The organism is Variovorax sp. W2I14 (assembly GCF_050435205.1).
Taxonomy (GTDB): Bacteria; Pseudomonadota; Gammaproteobacteria; order Burkholderiales; family Burkholderiaceae_C; genus Variovorax; species Variovorax paradoxus_C.
Window position 1 is genome coordinate 4775441 of the sequence record NZ_JBNDJX010000001.1, and the last position, 16424, is coordinate 4791864.

The 16424-nt window shown below is 67.6% G+C and carries 16 protein-coding genes; 11 read left to right on the forward strand and 5 right to left on the reverse strand.

What is annotated here, in order from left to right:
• Positions 1–72: 72 nt before the first annotated feature.
• Positions 73–1098, forward strand: a complete 1026-nt coding sequence (locus QF040_RS22360) for a hypothetical protein (protein ID WP_429612865.1) — start codon at positions 73–75, stop codon at positions 1096–1098.
• A 15-nt stretch (positions 1099–1113) separates the two neighbouring features.
• Here QF040_RS22360 and QF040_RS22365 read toward each other — a convergent pair whose 3' ends face one another.
• Both QF040_RS22365 and QF040_RS22370 read right to left on the reverse strand, forming a co-directional pair.
• A complete protein-coding gene (locus tag QF040_RS22365) occupies positions 1114–1905 on the reverse strand; it encodes a hypothetical protein (protein ID WP_429612866.1) in 792 nt (263 codons plus the stop codon).
• The gene (locus tag QF040_RS22370; protein WP_429612867.1) at positions 1898–2125 is read right to left on the reverse strand and encodes a hypothetical protein; all 228 of its coding nucleotides are present in this window, start codon (positions 2123–2125) and stop codon (positions 1898–1900) included. The genes QF040_RS22365 and QF040_RS22370 overlap by 8 nt, the downstream gene beginning before the upstream one ends.
• A gap of 483 nt (positions 2126–2608) precedes the next feature.
• On the opposite strand from QF040_RS22370, the gene QF040_RS22375 reads away from it, so the two are divergent.
• Entirely contained in the window at positions 2609–3115 is a 507-nt protein-coding gene (locus QF040_RS22375; protein WP_416367506.1) for a fasciclin domain-containing protein, read from the forward strand.
• A gap of 33 nt (positions 3116–3148) precedes the next feature.
• On the opposite strand, the gene QF040_RS22380 is transcribed toward QF040_RS22375, so the two are convergent.
• On the reverse strand, positions 3149–4084 hold the full coding sequence (locus tag QF040_RS22380; RefSeq protein WP_429612868.1) for a LysR substrate-binding domain-containing protein: 936 nt from the start codon (positions 4082–4084) through the stop codon (positions 3149–3151).
• 82 nt (positions 4085–4166) lie between these two features.
• Between QF040_RS22380 and QF040_RS22385 the strand changes: the two genes are divergently transcribed.
• The 4 genes from QF040_RS22385 to QF040_RS22400 are packed head-to-tail and all read left to right on the forward strand — an operon-like array spanning position 4167 to position 6858.
• Positions 4167–4490: a DUF2917 domain-containing protein gene (locus QF040_RS22385; RefSeq protein WP_429612869.1), complete on the forward strand. Its 324-nt coding sequence runs from the start codon at positions 4167–4169 to the stop codon at positions 4488–4490.
• 32 nt (positions 4491–4522) lie between these two features.
• Entirely contained in the window at positions 4523–5326 is an 804-nt protein-coding gene (locus QF040_RS22390) for an enoyl-CoA hydratase-related protein (protein WP_429612870.1), read from the forward strand.
• Between the two features lie 54 nt (positions 5327–5380).
• The gene (locus tag QF040_RS22395) at positions 5381–6637 is read left to right on the forward strand and encodes a 6-phosphofructokinase (RefSeq protein WP_429612871.1); all 1257 of its coding nucleotides are present in this window, start codon (positions 5381–5383) and stop codon (positions 6635–6637) included.
• Positions 6634–6858 carry a cysteine-rich CWC family protein gene (locus tag QF040_RS22400; RefSeq protein ID WP_429612872.1) on the forward strand — a complete coding sequence of 75 codons (225 nt, stop codon included), beginning with the start codon at positions 6634–6636 and terminating at the stop codon, positions 6856–6858. Before QF040_RS22395 ends, QF040_RS22400 begins: the two co-directional genes overlap by 4 nt.
• Here the strand turns inward: QF040_RS22400 and QF040_RS22405 are convergent.
• Positions 6849–8189 carry a zinc-binding metallopeptidase family protein gene (locus QF040_RS22405; RefSeq protein ID WP_429612873.1) on the reverse strand — a complete coding sequence of 447 codons (1341 nt, stop codon included), beginning with the start codon at positions 8187–8189 and terminating at the stop codon, positions 6849–6851. The genes QF040_RS22400 and QF040_RS22405 overlap by 10 nt on opposite strands.
• A gap of 128 nt (positions 8190–8317) precedes the next feature.
• On the opposite strand from QF040_RS22405, the gene QF040_RS22410 reads away from it, so the two are divergent.
• The 5 genes from QF040_RS22410 (at position 8318) to QF040_RS22430 (ending at position 15499) form a co-directional block, all read left to right on the forward strand.
• Entirely contained in the window at positions 8318–9829 is a 1512-nt protein-coding gene (locus QF040_RS22410; RefSeq protein ID WP_429612874.1) for a DHA2 family efflux MFS transporter permease subunit, read from the forward strand.
• 70 nt (positions 9830–9899) lie between these two features.
• The gene (locus QF040_RS22415; protein ID WP_429612875.1) at positions 9900–11042 is read left to right on the forward strand and encodes an ABC transporter substrate-binding protein; all 1143 of its coding nucleotides are present in this window, start codon (positions 9900–9902) and stop codon (positions 11040–11042) included.
• Positions 11043–11083: 41 nt separating this feature from the next.
• A complete protein-coding gene (locus QF040_RS22420; protein ID WP_429612876.1) occupies positions 11084–11851 on the forward strand; it encodes a class II glutamine amidotransferase in 768 nt (255 codons plus the stop codon).
• 115 nt (positions 11852–11966) lie between these two features.
• Positions 11967–14195 carry a TonB-dependent receptor gene (locus QF040_RS22425; protein ID WP_429612877.1) on the forward strand — a complete coding sequence of 743 codons (2229 nt, stop codon included), beginning with the start codon at positions 11967–11969 and terminating at the stop codon, positions 14193–14195.
• A complete protein-coding gene (locus QF040_RS22430) occupies positions 14195–15499 on the forward strand; it encodes a PepSY-associated TM helix domain-containing protein (protein WP_429612878.1) in 1305 nt (434 codons plus the stop codon). The genes QF040_RS22425 and QF040_RS22430 overlap by 1 nt, the downstream gene beginning before the upstream one ends.
• Here the strand turns inward: QF040_RS22430 and gshB are convergent.
• A complete protein-coding gene (gene gshB, locus QF040_RS22435; protein WP_307598292.1) occupies positions 15462–16415 on the reverse strand; it encodes a glutathione synthase in 954 nt (317 codons plus the stop codon). The two genes, QF040_RS22430 and gshB, sit on opposite strands and share 38 nt — an antisense overlap.
• Positions 16416–16424: the final 9 nt, after the last annotated feature.

Here is a 16424-nt window from a genome sequence, read left to right on the forward strand (position 1 = left end):
CCGCTCGCCGAGATAGATCGCGGCGAAGCGCGCCGGCTCCGCCTGCAAAGACGCCCCTCTATCATCCCGTCGATGGACCCACGCATCCACGACGCGCTCACGCGCTGCATCCACGCCATCAACCTCGACAACGCCTTCGGCTATCACCCGAGCGACGAACAGAAGGCGCAGCTCGACGCGCTGGCCGTCGAGGTTCAGCCGCTGATCGAGGCGCTGGCCGCGCAGCCCTACACCGGCAAGGGCCTGGGCTGCGGCTACCTCGGCCACCGCGGCTATCGCACGCCGTGGGCCGACAGGATGTACCGCCTGCGAGGCAGCCGCGGCAGCCATGGGCTGAACTGGAAAGACCGCATCGAGGTGCTGTTCGACACGGCCGGCCTCGGCGCGACAGACATGCTGGCCTGGACGCTGCAGGTCGAGGACGAGATTCTGCGCGACCACCTCTTGCTGCACATCGCCGCCGACCTTGCGCTCGAAGGCGAGATGGCGCGTGTCGAACAGGAGATCACGCCGCGCCTGCAGCCCGACATGGCGTACCGCGCCGACCGCGTGCTGCTGATGGAATACGCACGTCGCGGCGACGCCGACGCTTTCCTCCGCAAACACAAGAAAGCCAGTCAGCGCCAGGAGCGGCACACGCTGGTCGATGCACGCAACCTGCTGGTCGAACAGGTGGCTGCGCAGCAGGGCGTCGACGCTGCGCTTCGCCTGTGCGACGAGGCCAAGGGCTTCGGCGAGAGTTATCGCGCGACAGCGATGCGCAGCTATGCGGACGCCGCCAGCGTGCAGGCGATGCACGCGTGGATCGACGCGCATCCGGCGCTGTTCGCATCGACGCCGGGGTTGGAAGAAGAGTTGCTGGTGCGCGCCTATGCCAAGGGGCCGCGCGCAGAGAACCTCGACAACGGCGACGACCCATTCGATGAACTGGTCGCCAAGGTCGATGCGCTCGACAAGTCACTGCGCGCAGGCGACGCCCGGCTGCGCGACGCGCTCCTGCTGGACCTCGGCATGGCCGTGGGGCCGGGGCCGCGTCGGCTGCTGTGCCGCAAGAAGATCGGCAACGCGTCGATCAAGCGCGAGCTCGACAACCCTTAGCGGCAGCGCGCCGCCTCAGGCGGCAGCGCCCAGACGCGCGCGCACTTCGCGGCGGCTCAACTGGCGCTTGGCTGCGGCATAGACATCGTTGCGTCCGTACAGGCCGCAGTGGGTGGGCATGCCGGGCCCGGGCCGCTGTGCAGCGCCGCTGCGGGTGACAAGGCAGCGACGCAGCACGTCGTGGCACTTCTCTTCCGGCTGCATCGCGCCAGTCCTTTCGGGAAACCTGGCGAGCGTGATCTCGAACCAGCAGCCATCGACGCGGTGCCATTGCGTGTGCTCGTCGAGCACGTGGTAGACCGCATAGGGCTGGTCGCCGTTTCGTTCGGCCCAGCTGCCGTGGCGCGCCCTCTGCGCCGCGCGCGCTTCACGCAGCCGCCGGTTGGGCAGCAGGATGCCGGTGAGCGGGTGCACGAACAGCTCGACATGCGAGGCCTCCTCGAGCGGTGCGCGGTCGCCGCGTCCCCACCAGGACGCCCTCACCCACACCTGGCCATCGCGCATCACCGCGTCGCGCACGACGAACTGGTCGATGTGCTCGAAGATGTGCGCCTGCACCGTGCTGCGCCGGTCGATGCCGCTGCAGAGTTCGGCGTACACCTTGTCCCAGGGTTTGTGCACCTGCTTGTGCAGCCAGCGCTTGAGCGGCGCGAGGTTCTCGTTGAGCCACTTCGTGCGGTGGTAGCCGCGCTTCATGCCCAGGTGCGAACCGGCCTCCTTGCTGTTGCGCCATGCACGCCCGTCGCCCTGCCAGCTGCCGCCGCGGCGCGGCCGCTCGACGATGACCTTGTCCATGTCGTCACGCATCTTCGCCCCCTCGTACAACGCTGCGTGCAGCCTTCTGCAACGCGACCTTCTGCGCACGCCGCTCCGCACGGTGCGTGCGCAGGTGGCGCCCGGCGCCCTGGCTCGATTCGCGGCGTGCCATCGCGGCCACGACGGGATTGCGAGGTGCCGTGGACGGCACCGAAAAGTAAAACCGGCCCAGACGTTTCTCGTCGTCGCGGGCCTTTCGTTGAGCACTCATGTGCGCACACTCCAAAAACAAAAAGGCCCCGGCGAATGGCTGCGCGGGGCCTTTGTCGACAGGGCCTCGGCGGATGCATGGATGCACATCCGGCCGGGGCGGTCGGTGTGCGGGTCAGGTGTTCAGGAAACGGTTCATTGAATTGGTTTGTCGCCCGGGAGGTTGCAAGTCGCCAGGCGCGTTGGGAAAAACTGTTGCTGAAAAACGAAGGGCGGATTCTGTCGAGCCCCTGCGTGATGCGCAAGCGCCACTTGCAACGCTGTGGCGCAAAGCCTACGCGATGTCCACACGATGTCGACGAGATGCCGTCCTACGAATCCAGTTGCATCCGACCTCCGTATTGGTTGCAAGCGCATCGCGCCTCCGAGCTGTTGGCGGTTTCCACAGAGAACCTCGACAACCATTTCTTTCCAGGAGACTTCCATGAAAAAACTCGTGATCGCACTCGGCGTTTCGGTCCTGCTCGGCGCTTGCGCGGGCGGCATGGGCATGAGCGGCAGCGGCGCGTCGAACCCGATGGTCGGCGGCGCCGCGATGTACCCGACCAAGGACATCGTCGACAACGCCGTGAATTCGAAGGACCACACGACGCTGGTCGCCGCAGTCAAGGCCGCGGACCTGGTCGGCACGCTCAAGAGCCCGGGCCCGTTCACCGTGTTCGCACCGACCAACGCCGCCTTCGCCGCGCTCCCGGCCGGCACGGTCGACACGCTGCTCAAGCCCGAGAACAAGCCCACGCTCACCAAGGTGCTGACCTACCACGTGGTGCCCGGCAAGATGGACGGCCCGGCGCTCATGAGCGCAATCAATGCGGGCGGCGGCAAGGCCGTGCTGAAGACCGCGAGCGGCGGCACGCTCACCGCGACGATGAGCGGCGGCAACGTGATGGTGACCGATGCCAAGGGCGGCACCGCGACCGTAACGATCGCCAACGTGTACCAGTCGAACGGCGTGATCCACGTCGTGAACAAGGTGCTGCTGCCGGGCTGATTGATTCCCGGAGCATGAACGCGGCGGACGTTCTCAGGTCCGCTGCGCCGCCTCGGCTTCGTCGCGAAGCCATTGCGCGAAGTCCTGCGCGTCAGGGTTGCTCGCGGCGCGGCGGGACATCTGGATGAAATAGCCGCGGTGCGATGCCGCGCCCTCGCCGAGCGGCGCCACGAGCCGGCCGTCGCGCACCAGTTCGCGCAGCAACGGCAAGCGCCCGATCACCACGCCCTGCCCCGCCACCGCGGCGGCCACCGCATCGGCGTACTGCGTGAAGCGCAGCGTGCTCTTCACGCGCAGGTCTTCCAGCCCCATCACCTTGAGCCACGGCTCCCAGTCGGCGGTCGGGGCTTCGCTGTGGTCCGGGTATTCGATGGTGAGCAGCGTGAGCCCGGAAAAGTCCGACAGCGCCCGCAGCGACGCGGCAACCTGCGGCGCGCACAGCGGGATCACCGATTCCTCGAACAGCGCCGGCCCGACACCGCGGGCGATGGGCGCGAAGCGCACCGCGAGGTCGAGGCGGCTCACGTCCAGGTCGAGCACGTCGAGCGTGGCCGACAGGCGCACGTCGACCTGTGGATGCGTGCCGGTGAAGCGCGCCAGTTTCGGAATGAGCCAGAGCGATGCGAAACCCGGCGTGCAGGTGATCGCCACCTGCCGCGGCGCGGCGCTCGCGCGCACGCGGGCCGTGGCATCGCGCAGCCGCTCCAGGCTGTCGGTGACCGCGCGCTGCAGCACGCCGCCGGCCTCGGTGAGCGCCAGCGCGCGATGGCGGCGCTCGAACAGCAGCACGCCCAGGCTGGCTTCGAGCTGCTGGATCTGCCGGCTCACGGCCGACTGCGTGAGGTGCAGTTCGCCGGCCGCCAGCGTGAAGCTGAGCTGGCGCGCGGCGGCATCGAAACTGCGCAGCAAATCCAGCGGCGGGAGCTCGCTGTTCGGCAATTTTGGGGGTTTCGCATTCGCTGGAGGCATGCAACGAGTTCCGAATGACCGCGTGTAAAGAGAGGGTCGGCTCACTATATTCATTCGTATCCCGAATGCAATGGAGCTTGCCATGAGCACCCAACCGACCACCTCTTCCCGCTTTCACATCACGCTGCCGACACGCACTGTCTTTGCCGTGCCCGACGGCGCGGGCGTGGGCATCGAATGCCGCAGCGGCACCGTCTGGATCACCCTCGACCGCGATCCGCGCGACATCTTTCTGGAAGCCGGCGAGCGCTTCGACGGCACCGAGCACCGGCGCATCCTGGTCTCGGCGCTGACCTCGTCGTGCATCACCGTGTCGGATGCACAGCCCGCCGCGATGCCCCTTGCACCACCGGCCCGCGCCTGGTCGCCTTGGCGACTTCGGCCCCACGGGTTGTCCCCGGCTTGACCGGCACGCCATCGGCATCGACCCTCGATGCCATGGACTCCCAAGCACCGATCCTCTACGAACTGGCCGACGGCATTGCGACGCTCACGCTGAACCTGCCGGCCAAGCTGAATCCCATCGCGCATGGATTGCAGGTCGAACTGCGCGACGCGCTGGAGCACATCCGCGACGACCGCGCGGTGCGTGCCGTGATCCTCACGGGCGCAGGCAAGGCCTTCTGCGTGGGTGCCGACCTGAGCGCGATGACGCCCGGCGAAGAAGGCAAGTCGCTCGGCACGCAGACGGCCGAGTGGATGCAGTCGCTGAGCAATCCGCTGATCGAGACGCTGCGCACGCTGCCGGTTCCTGTGGTCGCCGCGGTGAACGGTGCCGCGGCCGGTGCGGGCGTCGGCCTCGCACTTGCCGCGGACGTGACGATCGCGGCACGCAGCGCGTACTTCTATCTGCCCTTTCTCCCGAAGCTCGGCATCGTGCCGGACCTGGGCTGCACCTGGGCCATTCCGCGGCGGGCCGGCAAGGCGCGCGCGATGGGCATGGCGCTGCTCGACGAGCGCCTGAGCGCCGGACGCGCGGTGCAGTGGGGGCTGATCTGGGCCTGCGCCGACGACGAGCAACTGATGGACGATGCCCGCGCCATCGCGCAGCGCCTCACACGCCTGCCCGCGCATGCGGTGATCGAGGCACGTGAAGCCTTCGAGGCCTCCGAGCGCCACACGCTGAAGGAACAACTGCACTACGAAAGCGAACGCCAGCGCGAGCTGATCGATCGCCCGACATTCCGCGAAGGCGTTAGCGCGTTCCTGCAGAAGCGGCCGCCTGCGTTCGAAAGCCGCTGACATCCCGACACGCCGGTACTGGCGCCTGTCATGGGGCTGCGGGAGAATGCCTGCATGCCCATCCTCAACGCCTTCTACGCCCAGTCGGGCGGCGTCACCTCGGTCATCAATGCGTCGGCCTGCGGCGTGATCGAGACGGCACGGAAACACCCGGACCGCATCGGCAAGCTCTACGCCGGACGCAACGGCATCATCGGCGCGCTGACGGAAGAACTGATCGACACGGGCGCCGAATCGGCCGAGGCCATCGCGGCCTTGCGCACCACGCCATCGGGCGCGTTCGGTTCGTGCCGCTACAAGCTCAAGTCGCTCGAGAAGAACCGCCGCGAATACGAGCGGCTGATCGAAGTCTTCAAGGCGCACGGCATCGGCTACTTCTTCTACAACGGCGGCGGCGATTCGGCCGACACCTGCTTCAAGGTGAGCCAGCTCTCGCAGTCGCTCGGTTATCCGCTGCAGGCGATCCACGTGCCCAAGACCATCGACAACGATCTGCCGCTGACCGACTGCTGCCCGGGCTTCGGCTCGGTCGCGAAGTACGTGGCGGTGTCCACGATCGAAGCCTCGTTCGACGTGCGTTCGATGGCCGCCACCTCTACCAAGGTGTTCGTGCTCGAAGTGATGGGGCGGCATGCGGGATGGATCGCCGCGGCTGGCGGGCTCGCCGCGGACCAGGGCATTCCGGTGGTGGTGCTGTTCCCCGAGATCGAGTTCGACAAGCCGCGTTTTCTCGCGCGTGTCGATGAATTGGTGAAGCAGCACGGCTACTGCTCGGTCGTGGTGTCCGAGGGCTGCCACTACCCCGACGGCACCTTCCTCGCGGAGCAAGGCACGCGCGACGCGTTCGGTCACGCGCAGCTCGGCGGCGCCGCGCCGGTGGTGGCGCAGATGATCAAGGACGCGCACGGCCACAAGTTCCATTGGGCGGTGGCCGACTACCTGCAGCGCGCGGCGCGGCACATTGCCTCGGCCACCGACGTGAAGCAGGCCTACGAACTGGGGCAACGCGCGGTCGAGCTCGCGCTCGAAGGCCGCAACGCGGTGATGCCGACGATCGAACGAACGTCCGACGTGCCCTATGCGTACACGCTCGGCAGCGCGCCGCTCGAATCGGTGGCCAATGTCGAGAAGCCGATGCCGCGCGATTTCATTTCGGACGACGGCTACGGCATCACCGAAAAGTGCCGGCGCTACCTGCTGCCGTTGATCGAGGGCGAGGACTACCCCGCCTACCGCAACGGTTTGCCGGTGTATGTGACGCTGCAGAACGTCGCGGTGGCGAAGAAGCTGCCGGCCTTCGAGCTCGCATGACGACCGGCGCTGCGGTCATCGACGTCTCGCGCTGCCCGTTGTGCGGCGAGTCGAACCGCTGCGCGATGGAGGTCGAACGCGAGACGGGCCAGGCGCAGCCACCTTGCTGGTGCATGCAGGCCGACTTCAGCAATGCGCCGCTCGCCAAGTTGCCTGAGTCGACGCGCGGTCTCGCCTGCATCTGCGTGCGCTGCGCCGCGGGGACACCGCCTCAGGACTGAACGCCGCTCTGGGATTGCGTCTGTGATTGCGACTGCACCTGCTCGGGTGCAGGCTCGACGGGCTCAGGCTCAGTCGCCGCCACATCGCCGGCCACCACCATCGTCGGCGCCGACCCGGCCCGCTGCTCCGTGATCACGCGGTGAATGAACTGCAGCTTGCCCACCGCCGCCCGCGGCAGCACGAACGGGTAATAGTCGGGCTGCCCCATGCTGCGCGACAGCTCGTTGAGCACGTTCGTCAGCAGCACCCAGCCGTTGATGAAGTCGAGGAATTTCGCGGCGTCGGGATGGTCGGGCTGCCAGAGGTCGTCTGCGGTGAAGAGGTCGCTCGTCAGCTCGACGTTGGTCGCATCGACACCGAAGCTCATCGCGGTGTCCGCGGTGTCGGCCATGTGCAGGTAGTGGGCCCAGGTCTCGGCCCAGTCTTCCCACGGGTGCGTGCTTGCGTAGCTGCTCACGAAGCGGTCGGCCCAGTCGGGCGGCGGGCCCTGTTCGTAGTGGGTCTGCAATGCGGCGGCGTAGTCGGCGCGGTCGTCGCCGAAGAGCGCGCGGAAGTCGTCGATCCAGGGGGTCGGCAACACAAGCAGGTCCCAGTAGTAATGGCCGATCTCGTGGCGGAAGTGGCCGAGCAGCGTGCGGTAGGGCTCGCGCATCTCGGCGCGGATGCGTTCGCGCACGGCGTCCTCGGCCTCCTCGGCGTTGAGGGTGATCACGCCGTGCTCATGGCCGGTCATGACGTGCGGACCGCCCGGCACGTTGCTGAGGAAATCGAACGCCAGGCCATGCACCGGATCGGCATGCCGGCTCACCACCGGCAGGCCCAGCGCGAGCAGTTGCGAGATGAGCCGGCGCTTGGCCGTCTCCAGCTTGCGCCAGAGCTCGCCGTTGCTCTCCACCGAGAGATCGGGGATGGTGCGCGTCACGCTGCACGCGAGGCAGTAGCCGGGTGCGAGGCCCTGCGTGTCGGCGGGAATGGTCTCGCCTTCGCGCGGCACCGCGACCATCCAGCTGCAGGCGGCCGGCGTCATGAGGTTCGCGCAGCGGTGGTAGGTCTTGCCGTGCGGATCGCCGAACACGGTGAAGGTGTCGGGCAGCGCGCCCCCGCCTTCGGCCGGTGCCAGCGGCATGACGCCGAGGCGGTCGATCACGTAGCCGAGCGGCGTGTGGCAGGCCAGGCACTCGCTGTTGCGCAGGAACACGGGGCGGCCGCACTGGCAGCGGTAGGCGCGGCTGACAGTCGGCGCGACGAGTTCGGTGGCGAGCGTGGGGGCGGTCTGTGCCTGCTGGTTCGCGGCCTGTTCGTTGACGGGTTCGTTGATCGGGGACTCCATGTTGTTGTCTTCTTGAACTTGACGCAGAGGGGACAGCCGCCGCATTTTGCGGCCTCGCGCCGAGCCCTTCGCCGCGCAAACACCGATATGCTTGTAGGACGACGGACCCCGAGACATTCCGCCGCCCCATGACCTCCCCACCCACGCCCGAAGCCGCCGTCACGCCGGCGCCGCCCGCCATGAGCATCCTGCGCGAACGCTATGGCGAGCGCTACCGCTGGTATCTGCTGCTGTCGGTGATGGTGGGGACGATGGCATCGATCATGTCGTCGACCATCGTCAACGTCGCAATTCCCGGCATGAGCCATCACTTCTCGCTCGGTCAGGAGCGCGCGCAGTGGGTGAGTTCGGGCTTCATGGTGGCGATGACGGTCTCGATGCTCACCACGCCGTGGCTGCTGTCGCGCTACGGCTACCGGCGCACCTACGTCGGCACGATGCTGCTGCTGCTCGTGGGCGGCATCGTCGGCGGGCTGGCCAACAACTTCTCGCTGGTGCTGTTCGCGCGCGTGGCCGAAGGGCTCGCGGCGGGCGTGGTGCAGCCCATTCCGGCCATCATCATCCTGCGCGCCTTCGAGCCGCACGAGCAGGGGCGCGCGAGCGGCATCTTCGGCATGGGCGTGGTGCTCGCGCCGGCCATCGGGCCGAGCATCGGCGGGGTGCTGGTCGACCTGTTCGGCTGGCGCTCGATCTTCTTCATGGTGGTGCCGTTCTGCCTGGCGTCGATCTGGCTGGCCTACAAGTTCGTGCCCAAGACGGCGCCGGGCGGCGTGGCCGCGGTGCGCGGCGGCGGGCTCGATGCGCGAGGCCTCGCGCTGGGCACGGTCGGCACGCTGTGCCTGTTGAACGGGCTGGTCGAGCTGCGCGGCGATTCGCCGCTGCAGGCCGCGCTGCTGCTGGCCGGTGCGCTGGTCTCGTTCATCGCATTCGTGTGGTGGCAGCGCCGGCTCGCGGCTTCGGGCGGCACGCCGCTGATGAACCTCGCGCTCTTCCAGTACCGGCAGTTCGCGATGGGCAGCGTGGTCGCCTTCATCTACGGCACGGCGCTGTTCGGCTCTACCTACCTGCTGCCGGTGTACATGCAGGTGGGGCTGAGTCTGTCGGCGTCGCATGTCGGCACCATTCTTCTGCCGGCCGGCATCGTGCTGGCCGTAACCATCGCGGGCGTCGGCCGGCTGGCCGACCGGCAGCCGACCTGGGTGCTGGTGACCATCGGCCTCGCGCTGCTGGCGGCTTCGTTCGCGCTGATGATGGTGCTCAGGCTCGACAGCGCGCTGTGGCTGCTGGTGGCGTTCGCGATCATCGGGCGCATCGGGCTGGGGTTCATCCTGCCGTCGCTCAACCTGGGTTCGATGCGGCCGCTGGCCAAGCCGCTGATTCCGCAGGGCGCGAGCGCGATCAACTTCGTGCGCATGCTGGGCGGTGCGGCCGGCGTGAGCCTGTGCGCGATCGTGCTCGAGTGGCGATTGGCGGCACACGGCGATTCGCTGGCCAATCCGGTGAGCAGCCCGGCGCGGCTGGCTGCATTCGACGAGGTCTTCGCCATGCTGGCGGGGCTGTGCGCGTTGGCGATCTGCGCGGCATGGCAACTGCGCGAAGGCCCGAAGCAGCCGGACGTGACAGCGCGCAACACGGGGTAAACACCGGCGGACCCGGAAGGCGCTTTCGCTTTCAATTGTTATCAGTTGTATCTGATAACGAAACGGTTCCATGCATCGCAGAACTTTCATCGCCGCCTCGGCGGCGGCAGCGGCCGGACTCGGCCCTCTTTCCTTTCCAGCCTTTGCCGCCGAGAGCGGCGTCTCGGACAGCGAAATCGTCCTCGGCCATACCGGCATCCTGAGCGGCCCGCTCGGCGTGCCGGTCAAGGTGGTGATGGCGGGCGCCGGGCTGGCTTTCGATGCGGTCAATGCGCAGGGCGGACTGTCGGGCCGCAAGATCCGGCTGGTTTCGCTCGACGACGAACTCAAGCCCGAGAAGGCCCTCGCCAACTACGAAAAGCTGCTGGCCGAGCACCGCGTCTTCGCCTTTTTCGGCTGCGTGGGTTCGGGCACCACCGCCGCGGGCGCCAAGGTCGTGAACCAGAGCGGCGCGCCGACGGTGGGCGGCTATGCGGTGTCGGATTCGGCCCGCGAGAAGATGGGCGGTGCCGGCTACTTCGTGCGCGCCACCTTCGCGCGCGAAGCCCAGGCGCTGGTGCAGCACCTGACGACCATCGGCGTCTCGCGGATCGCCGTGGCGTACCTCGACAACCCCGGCGGGGCGGAAGTCGCCAAGCTGGTCGAAGCCGCACTGGACACGCTCAAGCTGAAGCCCGAAGCCGCGGCGGCCGTCAAGGGCGACGGCACGACCAACGAAGCATCCGGCAAGGCCCTGGCCGACAGCAAGGCGCAGGCCGTGATCATGTATCTGGGCGGCGGCATCGGCGGCGAGGTGATGAAGGCGGCCTGGGCCGCGGGCGGTCGGCAGATGTTCTACGGGATGTCGATCGTGCCGGGCGACGTCACCGCCAGGCTCGTGGGCGACAAGACCAGCGGACTGGCGATCTCGCAGATCGTGCCGTACCCCTGGAGCGAGGTCGACGCCACCGCGCGCGAATTCCGCCAACTGGCCGAGCGCGCCAAGGTGGACCTGGGCTACCTGAGCTACGAGGGTTATGTGAACGCGCTCGTGATGATCGAGGGCCTGCGCCGCACCGGCCGCGACCTCACGCGCGCGAAGCTGCACGCCGCGCTGAAGGCGATGAAGCTGCGCATCGGCGGCATGGAGATCGACTTCACCGGCGCCAGCAACACAGGCTCGCGCTTCATCGAGATGGTGCGCGTGACCAAGGAAGGCAAGTTCATCCGCTAGCTGCGCGCGGAGCCGGCGGGAATCGCGGTCTAATCGTCAGCATGTGTCAATTGCTAGGGATGAACTGCAACACGCCGACGGACGTGACCTTCAGCTTCACGGGGTTCGCGCAGCGCGGTGGCCGCACCGACCACCACGCCGACGGCTGGGGCATCGCGTTCTTCGAGGACCGGGGCCTGCGCCATTTCGTCGATCACCAGCCGGCCAGCGAATCGCCGGTGGCGGAGCTGATCCGGCGCTACCCGATCCAGAGCCGCAACGTCATCGCGCACATCCGCAAGGCAACGCAGGGCGAGGTCAACCTGCAGAACTGCCACCCGTTCGTGCGGGAGCTGTGGGGGCGCTACTGGGTATTCGCCCACAACGGCGACCTGAAGGACTTTCGGCCGCGCCTGCATGGCAATTTCCATCCCGTGGGCAACACCGACAGCGAGCACGCCTTCTGCTGGCTCATGCAGGAACTGGCGAAGTCGCACGCGGGCGTGCCGAGCATCGAGGAGCTGACGCTTACGCTGCGCGAACTGGCGCCGCAACTCGCGAGCCACGGCACCTTCAACTTCATGCTGTCGAACGGTCAGGCGCTGTGGGCGCATGCATCGACCCACCTCTGGTACGTGGAACGCCGGCATCCGTTCGTGACAGCGCAGCTGTCCGATGAAGACCTGGAGATCGACTTCGCCCAGCACACCACGCCGACCGATCGCGTGGCCGTGGTGGTGACCACGCCGCTCACCACGAACGAAACATGGACGCAGTTCGCGCCAGGCGAACTGCATGTGTTCGTGGACGGGCAACTGTCGGTCGGCTGAGGTCCAAACGAAGTCTTTTGACTGACACTTTTTTGCAACATTGCAAGAAAGTATCGATGGCGTGCATGCCCGAGGGAATAATAACGGTTCTCATTTGCACACCATCGGACCGTTCATGCCCGCAGTTTCCTCCCTTCGCCTTCGCCCGACCGTGGCGGCTTCGCTCCTCGCCCTCCACGCTCTCGGCGCCTTGGCGCAGACCCCGGCTGCCGAGCCGGCTGCATCGAGCGGCACACTGGCGACCGTCAACGTCGAGGCCAGCGCCGATGCCTCGGCCGAAGGCCTGACCAAGCCCTATGCCGGCGGCCAGGTGGCGCGCGGCGGGCGGGTCGGGATCCTGGGCAACCAGGACATGATGAGCACGCCGTTCTCGAGCACCAACTACACCAATGAACTGATCCAGGACCAGCAGGCCAAGAGCGTCGCCGACGTGCTGCTCAACGATCCGTCGGTGCGCCAGGCCCGCGGCTTCGGCAACTTCCAGGAGCTCTATGTGGTGCGCGGCTTCCCCGTGTTCTCCGACGACGTGGCGTACAACGGCCTCTACGGCATGCTGCCGCGCCAGTACATCGCCTCCGAATTCTTCGAGCGCGTGGAAGTGTTCCGCGGCGCCAACTCCTTCCTGAACGGTGCCGCGCCCGGCGGCAGCGGCATCGGCGGCGCGATCAACCTGCTGCCCAAGCGCGCGCCCAACGAGCCGCTCACCCGCGTCGGCTTCGGCGTGCAAAGCGGTGGCCAGGGCTTCGTGAACCTCGACCTGGCGCGCCGCTTCGGCCCCGACGACAGCCTGGGCGTTCGCGTGAATGCCGTGCGCCGCGAAGGCGGCACGGGCGTGTTCAAGGAAAGCCAGCAACTGAGCGCCTTCGCCGTCGGCCTCGACTGGCACAACCGCAACGTGCGCCTCTCGGCCGACTTCGGCTATCAGGACTACGACCTGAAGGACGGCCGCCCGAGCCTCACGCCCTCCTCGAGCCTGCCGATCCCGCGCGTGCCCGACGCGAAGAGCAACTTCGCCCAGCCCTGGACCTACTCGAAGGAAAAGGACAAGTTCGCCACCTTCCGCGGCGAGGTCGACATCACCGACAGCATCACGGCCTGGGCCGCCGGCGGCGTGCGCCGCAGCGACGAAGACAACGTGCTGTCGAATCCGACGCTCGTCAACTCCTTCGGCAACACCAGCAACACGCGCTTCAGCAACACCCGCAAGGACCGCATCGGCACCGCCGAAATCGGCGTGCGCGGCAACTTCACCACCGGCCCGGTGAAGCACACGGTGGTGGCCTCGGCCACCACGTACAGCAACGACCGCGACAACGCCTATGCGATCTCTTCGGGCAGCGTGCGCAACAACATCTATGCGCCCTTCTTCTCGCCCTACCCCGTCGCCAACGGCACCGGCGGCTTCGTGGGCAACCGGCTGGAAGACCCGCGCCTGACCGACAAGATCGACACCTCGAGCGTCGCCGTCGCCGACACCATGTCCTTCATGGAAGACCGCCTGCTGGTCACGCTCGGCGCACGCCGCCAGACCATCAAGCAGACCAGCTTCGCCTACAACACGATCAAGGAAACGAGCGCCTACGACAAGAGCAAGACCACGCCGGTGGCGGGTGTCGTGTTCAAGATCACGCCGACCGTGTCGGCCTATGCCAACTACATCGAAGCCCTGGTCCAGGGCAAGGTGGCGCCCGCCACGGCGAACAATCGCCCGGTCGCCAATGGCGGCGAAGTCTTTGCGCCCTACCAGGCCAAGCAAAAGGAAATCGGCGTCAAGTACGACGGCGGTTCGCTGGGCGCGAGCGCCGCGTTCTTCACGATCGACCAGCCCGTCTACCAATACGCGGACGAGGCCGCGGGCCAGGTCTACGGCCTGTACGGCAAGCAGCGCAACCAGGGCCTCGAGTTCTCGGTGTTCGGCGAACCCACGAAGGGCCTGCGCCTCCTCGGCGGCTTGACGCTGCTCGATGCCAAGCAGAAGAACACGCAAGGCGGCGCCACCGACGGCCTCACCGCCATCGGCGTGGCCAAGCAGCAGCTCAACCTCGGTGCCGAATGGGATGTGACCGGCGTGCGCAACCTGTCGCTGAATGCGCGCCTGCTCTACACCTCCAAGCAGTACGCCAACGCCACCAACACGCAGCAGATTCCTGGCTGGACGCGTGTCGACATCGGCGCACGCTACCTGGTCGACCTGGGCAACGGCCGCGCGCTCACGCTGCGGGCGCGCATCGACAACCTCTTCAACAAGTCGTACTGGGGTTCGGTGGGTGGCACGCAGGGCTCCAACTACCTGGTGATGGGCGCGCCGCGCACCTTCGCGGTGAGCGGCACCATCGACTTCTGATGCGCGCCTTCGCGACCGCCATCCACCGCTGGGCGGGCCTGGCGGTTGCGCTGTTCCTCATCGTCTCGGGCCTGACCGGCGCCGTCATCTCGTGGGACCACGAGATCGACGGCTGGCTCAACCGCAAGCTCTACGACACGCAAAGCCGCGGCCCCTTCAAGGACCCGTTCGAGCTGGCCGCCGCGGTCGAGGCGCACGATCCGCGCGCGCGGGTCGCGTACATGCCGCTCGGCTTCGAAGAGGGTCACGCCGCCGGCTACTTCGTGCAGCCCCGCGTCGATCCGGCCACCGGAAAGCCCTTCAGGCTCGGCTACAACCAGGTGTTCGTCGACCCGGTCACTGCCGAGGTGCGCGGCCGGCGCGACTCCACGGCCATCTCGCTCAAGCCCGAGACGCTGATGCCGTTCCTGCGCAAGCTCCACTACATGCTGCATGTGCCGGCGATGTGGGGCACCGACCGCATCGGCTGGTGGATCATGGGCACGGTGGCGCTGGTGTGGCTGCTCGACAGCTTCGTCGCGCTCTACCTCACGATGCCGCGGCGCCTGCGCAAGGCCGTGCAGCCGGCGCACCGGCCGGCAACCGCCTGGTGGCAGCGCTGGAAGCCGTCGTGGACCGTGCGCTGGGCGGCCGGCGGCTACAAGCTCAACTTCGACCTGCACCGCGCGGGCGGGCTGTGGATCTGGGGGCTGATCATCGTCGTGGCCTTCACCTCGTTCTCGCTGAACCTCTACAAGGAGGTGTTCCACCCGATGCTCTCGCTGGTCTCCAAGACCACGCCGGGGCCCTCGGCACTGGTGCCGCTCGCGCCGCTGGGCACGCGCATCGAGCCCACCATCGGCTTCCGCGAGATCGTGGCGCAAGCCGAGGCCGAAGCCCGGCGCCGCGGCTGGACGACGCCGCTGGGCGGCGCGTTCTACAACGCGCGCGGCGGCTTCTACAACATCTCGTTCTTCGACCACGCGACGCACGACGACAGCGACGGCATGGACCTGTCGAACCTCTACCTCGATGGACGCGACGGCCACCTCATCGGCAGCAACCAGCCGTGGCACGGCACCGCGGCCGACGTGTTCGCGCAGCTGCAATTGCCGCTGCACGGCGGGCGCATCCTCGGCATGCCGGGCCGCATCATGATGTCGGCGCTGGGGCTGGTGGTGGCGATGCTGTCGATCACCGGCATCGTCATCTGGGCGCGCAAGCTGCGCTCACGGCGCCTGCAGGCGCGGCGCGAGCGGGAACAGGCCCGCACCGCGGCGCCCGGGTTCAGGCAGGACGCAGGGTTTTCTCCAGCGCGTCGATGAACATCTTCGGCACGTCGAAGCCGGTCTGCTCCGTGATTTCCTGAAAGCAGGTCGGGCTGGTCACGTTGATCTCGGTGACCGAGTCGCCGATCACGTCGAGCCCGATCAGGAGCAGCCCGCGCGGTGCGAGCACCTTGCCGATGGCCTCGGCGATTTCGCGGTTGCGCGGCGTCAGCGGCTGCGCCACGCCCTTGCCGCCAGCCGCAAGGTTGCCGCGCACCTCGGTGCCCTGCGGAATGCGCGCCAGCACAAAGGGCGCCGGCTCGCCCGCGATGATCAGGATGCGCTTGTCGCCCTGAACCACCTCGGGCACGAAGCGCTGCACCATGATCGTTTCGGCGCCGTCCTTGTTGAGCGTCTCGACGATGGAGCCGAGGTTCAGCGCGTCCTGCTTCACGCGGAAGATGCCCATGCCGCCCATGCCGTCGAGCGGCTTCAGGATGATGTCGCCGTGCTCGGCATGGAAGTCGCGAACGGCCTGCGCGCTGCGGGTGACCAGCGTGGGGGTCACGAACTGCGGAAACTCCATGATCGCGAGCTTCTCGGGGTGGTCGCGCAACGCGCGCGGCGAATTGACCACCTGCGCGCCCTCGCGCTCGGCCTGCTGCAGGAGGTGCGTCGAATAGATGTACTCGGCGTCGAAGGGCGGGTCCTTGCGCATCAGCACCGCGTCGAAGTCCTTGAGCGCCTTCGATTCGGTGATGTCGACCGTGTACCAGTCCTTGGCGTCACCGGTCAGCGTGATCTGCTGCACCGTCGCCGTGACCAGCCCGCCCGATTTCCACTGGATGTCCTGCGGCAGGCAAGCCGCGATGCGATGGCCGCGGCGCTGGGCCTCGCGCATCATCGAGAAGGTGGTGTCCTTGTAGATCTTGAAGTGATCGAGCGGGTCGGCGACGAAGAGGATGTTTTTCATCTGGCGTTC

What these genes read in the sequence shown, in the direction of transcription:
- QF040_RS22360 (WP_429612865.1), top strand. Translation starts at nt 73, where the DNA reads ATGGACCCACGCATCCACGACGCGCTCACGCGCTGCATCCACGCCATC.
- QF040_RS22365 (WP_429612866.1), bottom strand. Translation starts at nt 1,905, where the DNA reads ATGCGTGACGACATGGACAAGGTCATCGTCGAGCGGCCGCGCCGCGGC.
- QF040_RS22370 (WP_429612867.1), bottom strand. Translation starts at nt 2,125, where the DNA reads ATGAGTGCTCAACGAAAGGCCCGCGACGACGAGAAACGTCTGGGCCGG.
- QF040_RS22375 (WP_416367506.1), top strand. Translation starts at nt 2,609, where the DNA reads ATGGGCATGAGCGGCAGCGGCGCGTCGAACCCGATGGTCGGCGGCGCC.
- QF040_RS22380 (WP_429612868.1), bottom strand. Translation starts at nt 4,084, where the DNA reads ATGCCTCCAGCGAATGCGAAACCCCCAAAATTGCCGAACAGCGAGCTC.
- QF040_RS22385 (WP_429612869.1), top strand. Translation starts at nt 4,167, where the DNA reads ATGAGCACCCAACCGACCACCTCTTCCCGCTTTCACATCACGCTGCCG.
- QF040_RS22390 (WP_429612870.1), top strand. Translation starts at nt 4,523, where the DNA reads ATGGACTCCCAAGCACCGATCCTCTACGAACTGGCCGACGGCATTGCG.
- QF040_RS22395 (WP_429612871.1), top strand. Translation starts at nt 5,381, where the DNA reads ATGCCCATCCTCAACGCCTTCTACGCCCAGTCGGGCGGCGTCACCTCG.
- QF040_RS22400 (WP_429612872.1), top strand. Translation starts at nt 6,634, where the DNA reads ATGACGACCGGCGCTGCGGTCATCGACGTCTCGCGCTGCCCGTTGTGC.
- QF040_RS22405 (WP_429612873.1), bottom strand. Translation starts at nt 8,189, where the DNA reads ATGGAGTCCCCGATCAACGAACCCGTCAACGAACAGGCCGCGAACCAG.
- QF040_RS22410 (WP_429612874.1), top strand. Translation starts at nt 8,318, where the DNA reads ATGACCTCCCCACCCACGCCCGAAGCCGCCGTCACGCCGGCGCCGCCC.
- QF040_RS22415 (WP_429612875.1), top strand. Translation starts at nt 9,900, where the DNA reads ATGCATCGCAGAACTTTCATCGCCGCCTCGGCGGCGGCAGCGGCCGGA.
- QF040_RS22420 (WP_429612876.1), top strand. Translation starts at nt 11,084, where the DNA reads ATGTGTCAATTGCTAGGGATGAACTGCAACACGCCGACGGACGTGACC.
- QF040_RS22425 (WP_429612877.1), top strand. Translation starts at nt 11,967, where the DNA reads ATGCCCGCAGTTTCCTCCCTTCGCCTTCGCCCGACCGTGGCGGCTTCG.
- QF040_RS22430 (WP_429612878.1), top strand. Translation starts at nt 14,195, where the DNA reads ATGCGCGCCTTCGCGACCGCCATCCACCGCTGGGCGGGCCTGGCGGTT.
- gshB (WP_307598292.1), bottom strand. Translation starts at nt 16,415, where the DNA reads ATGAAAAACATCCTCTTCGTCGCCGACCCGCTCGATCACTTCAAGATC.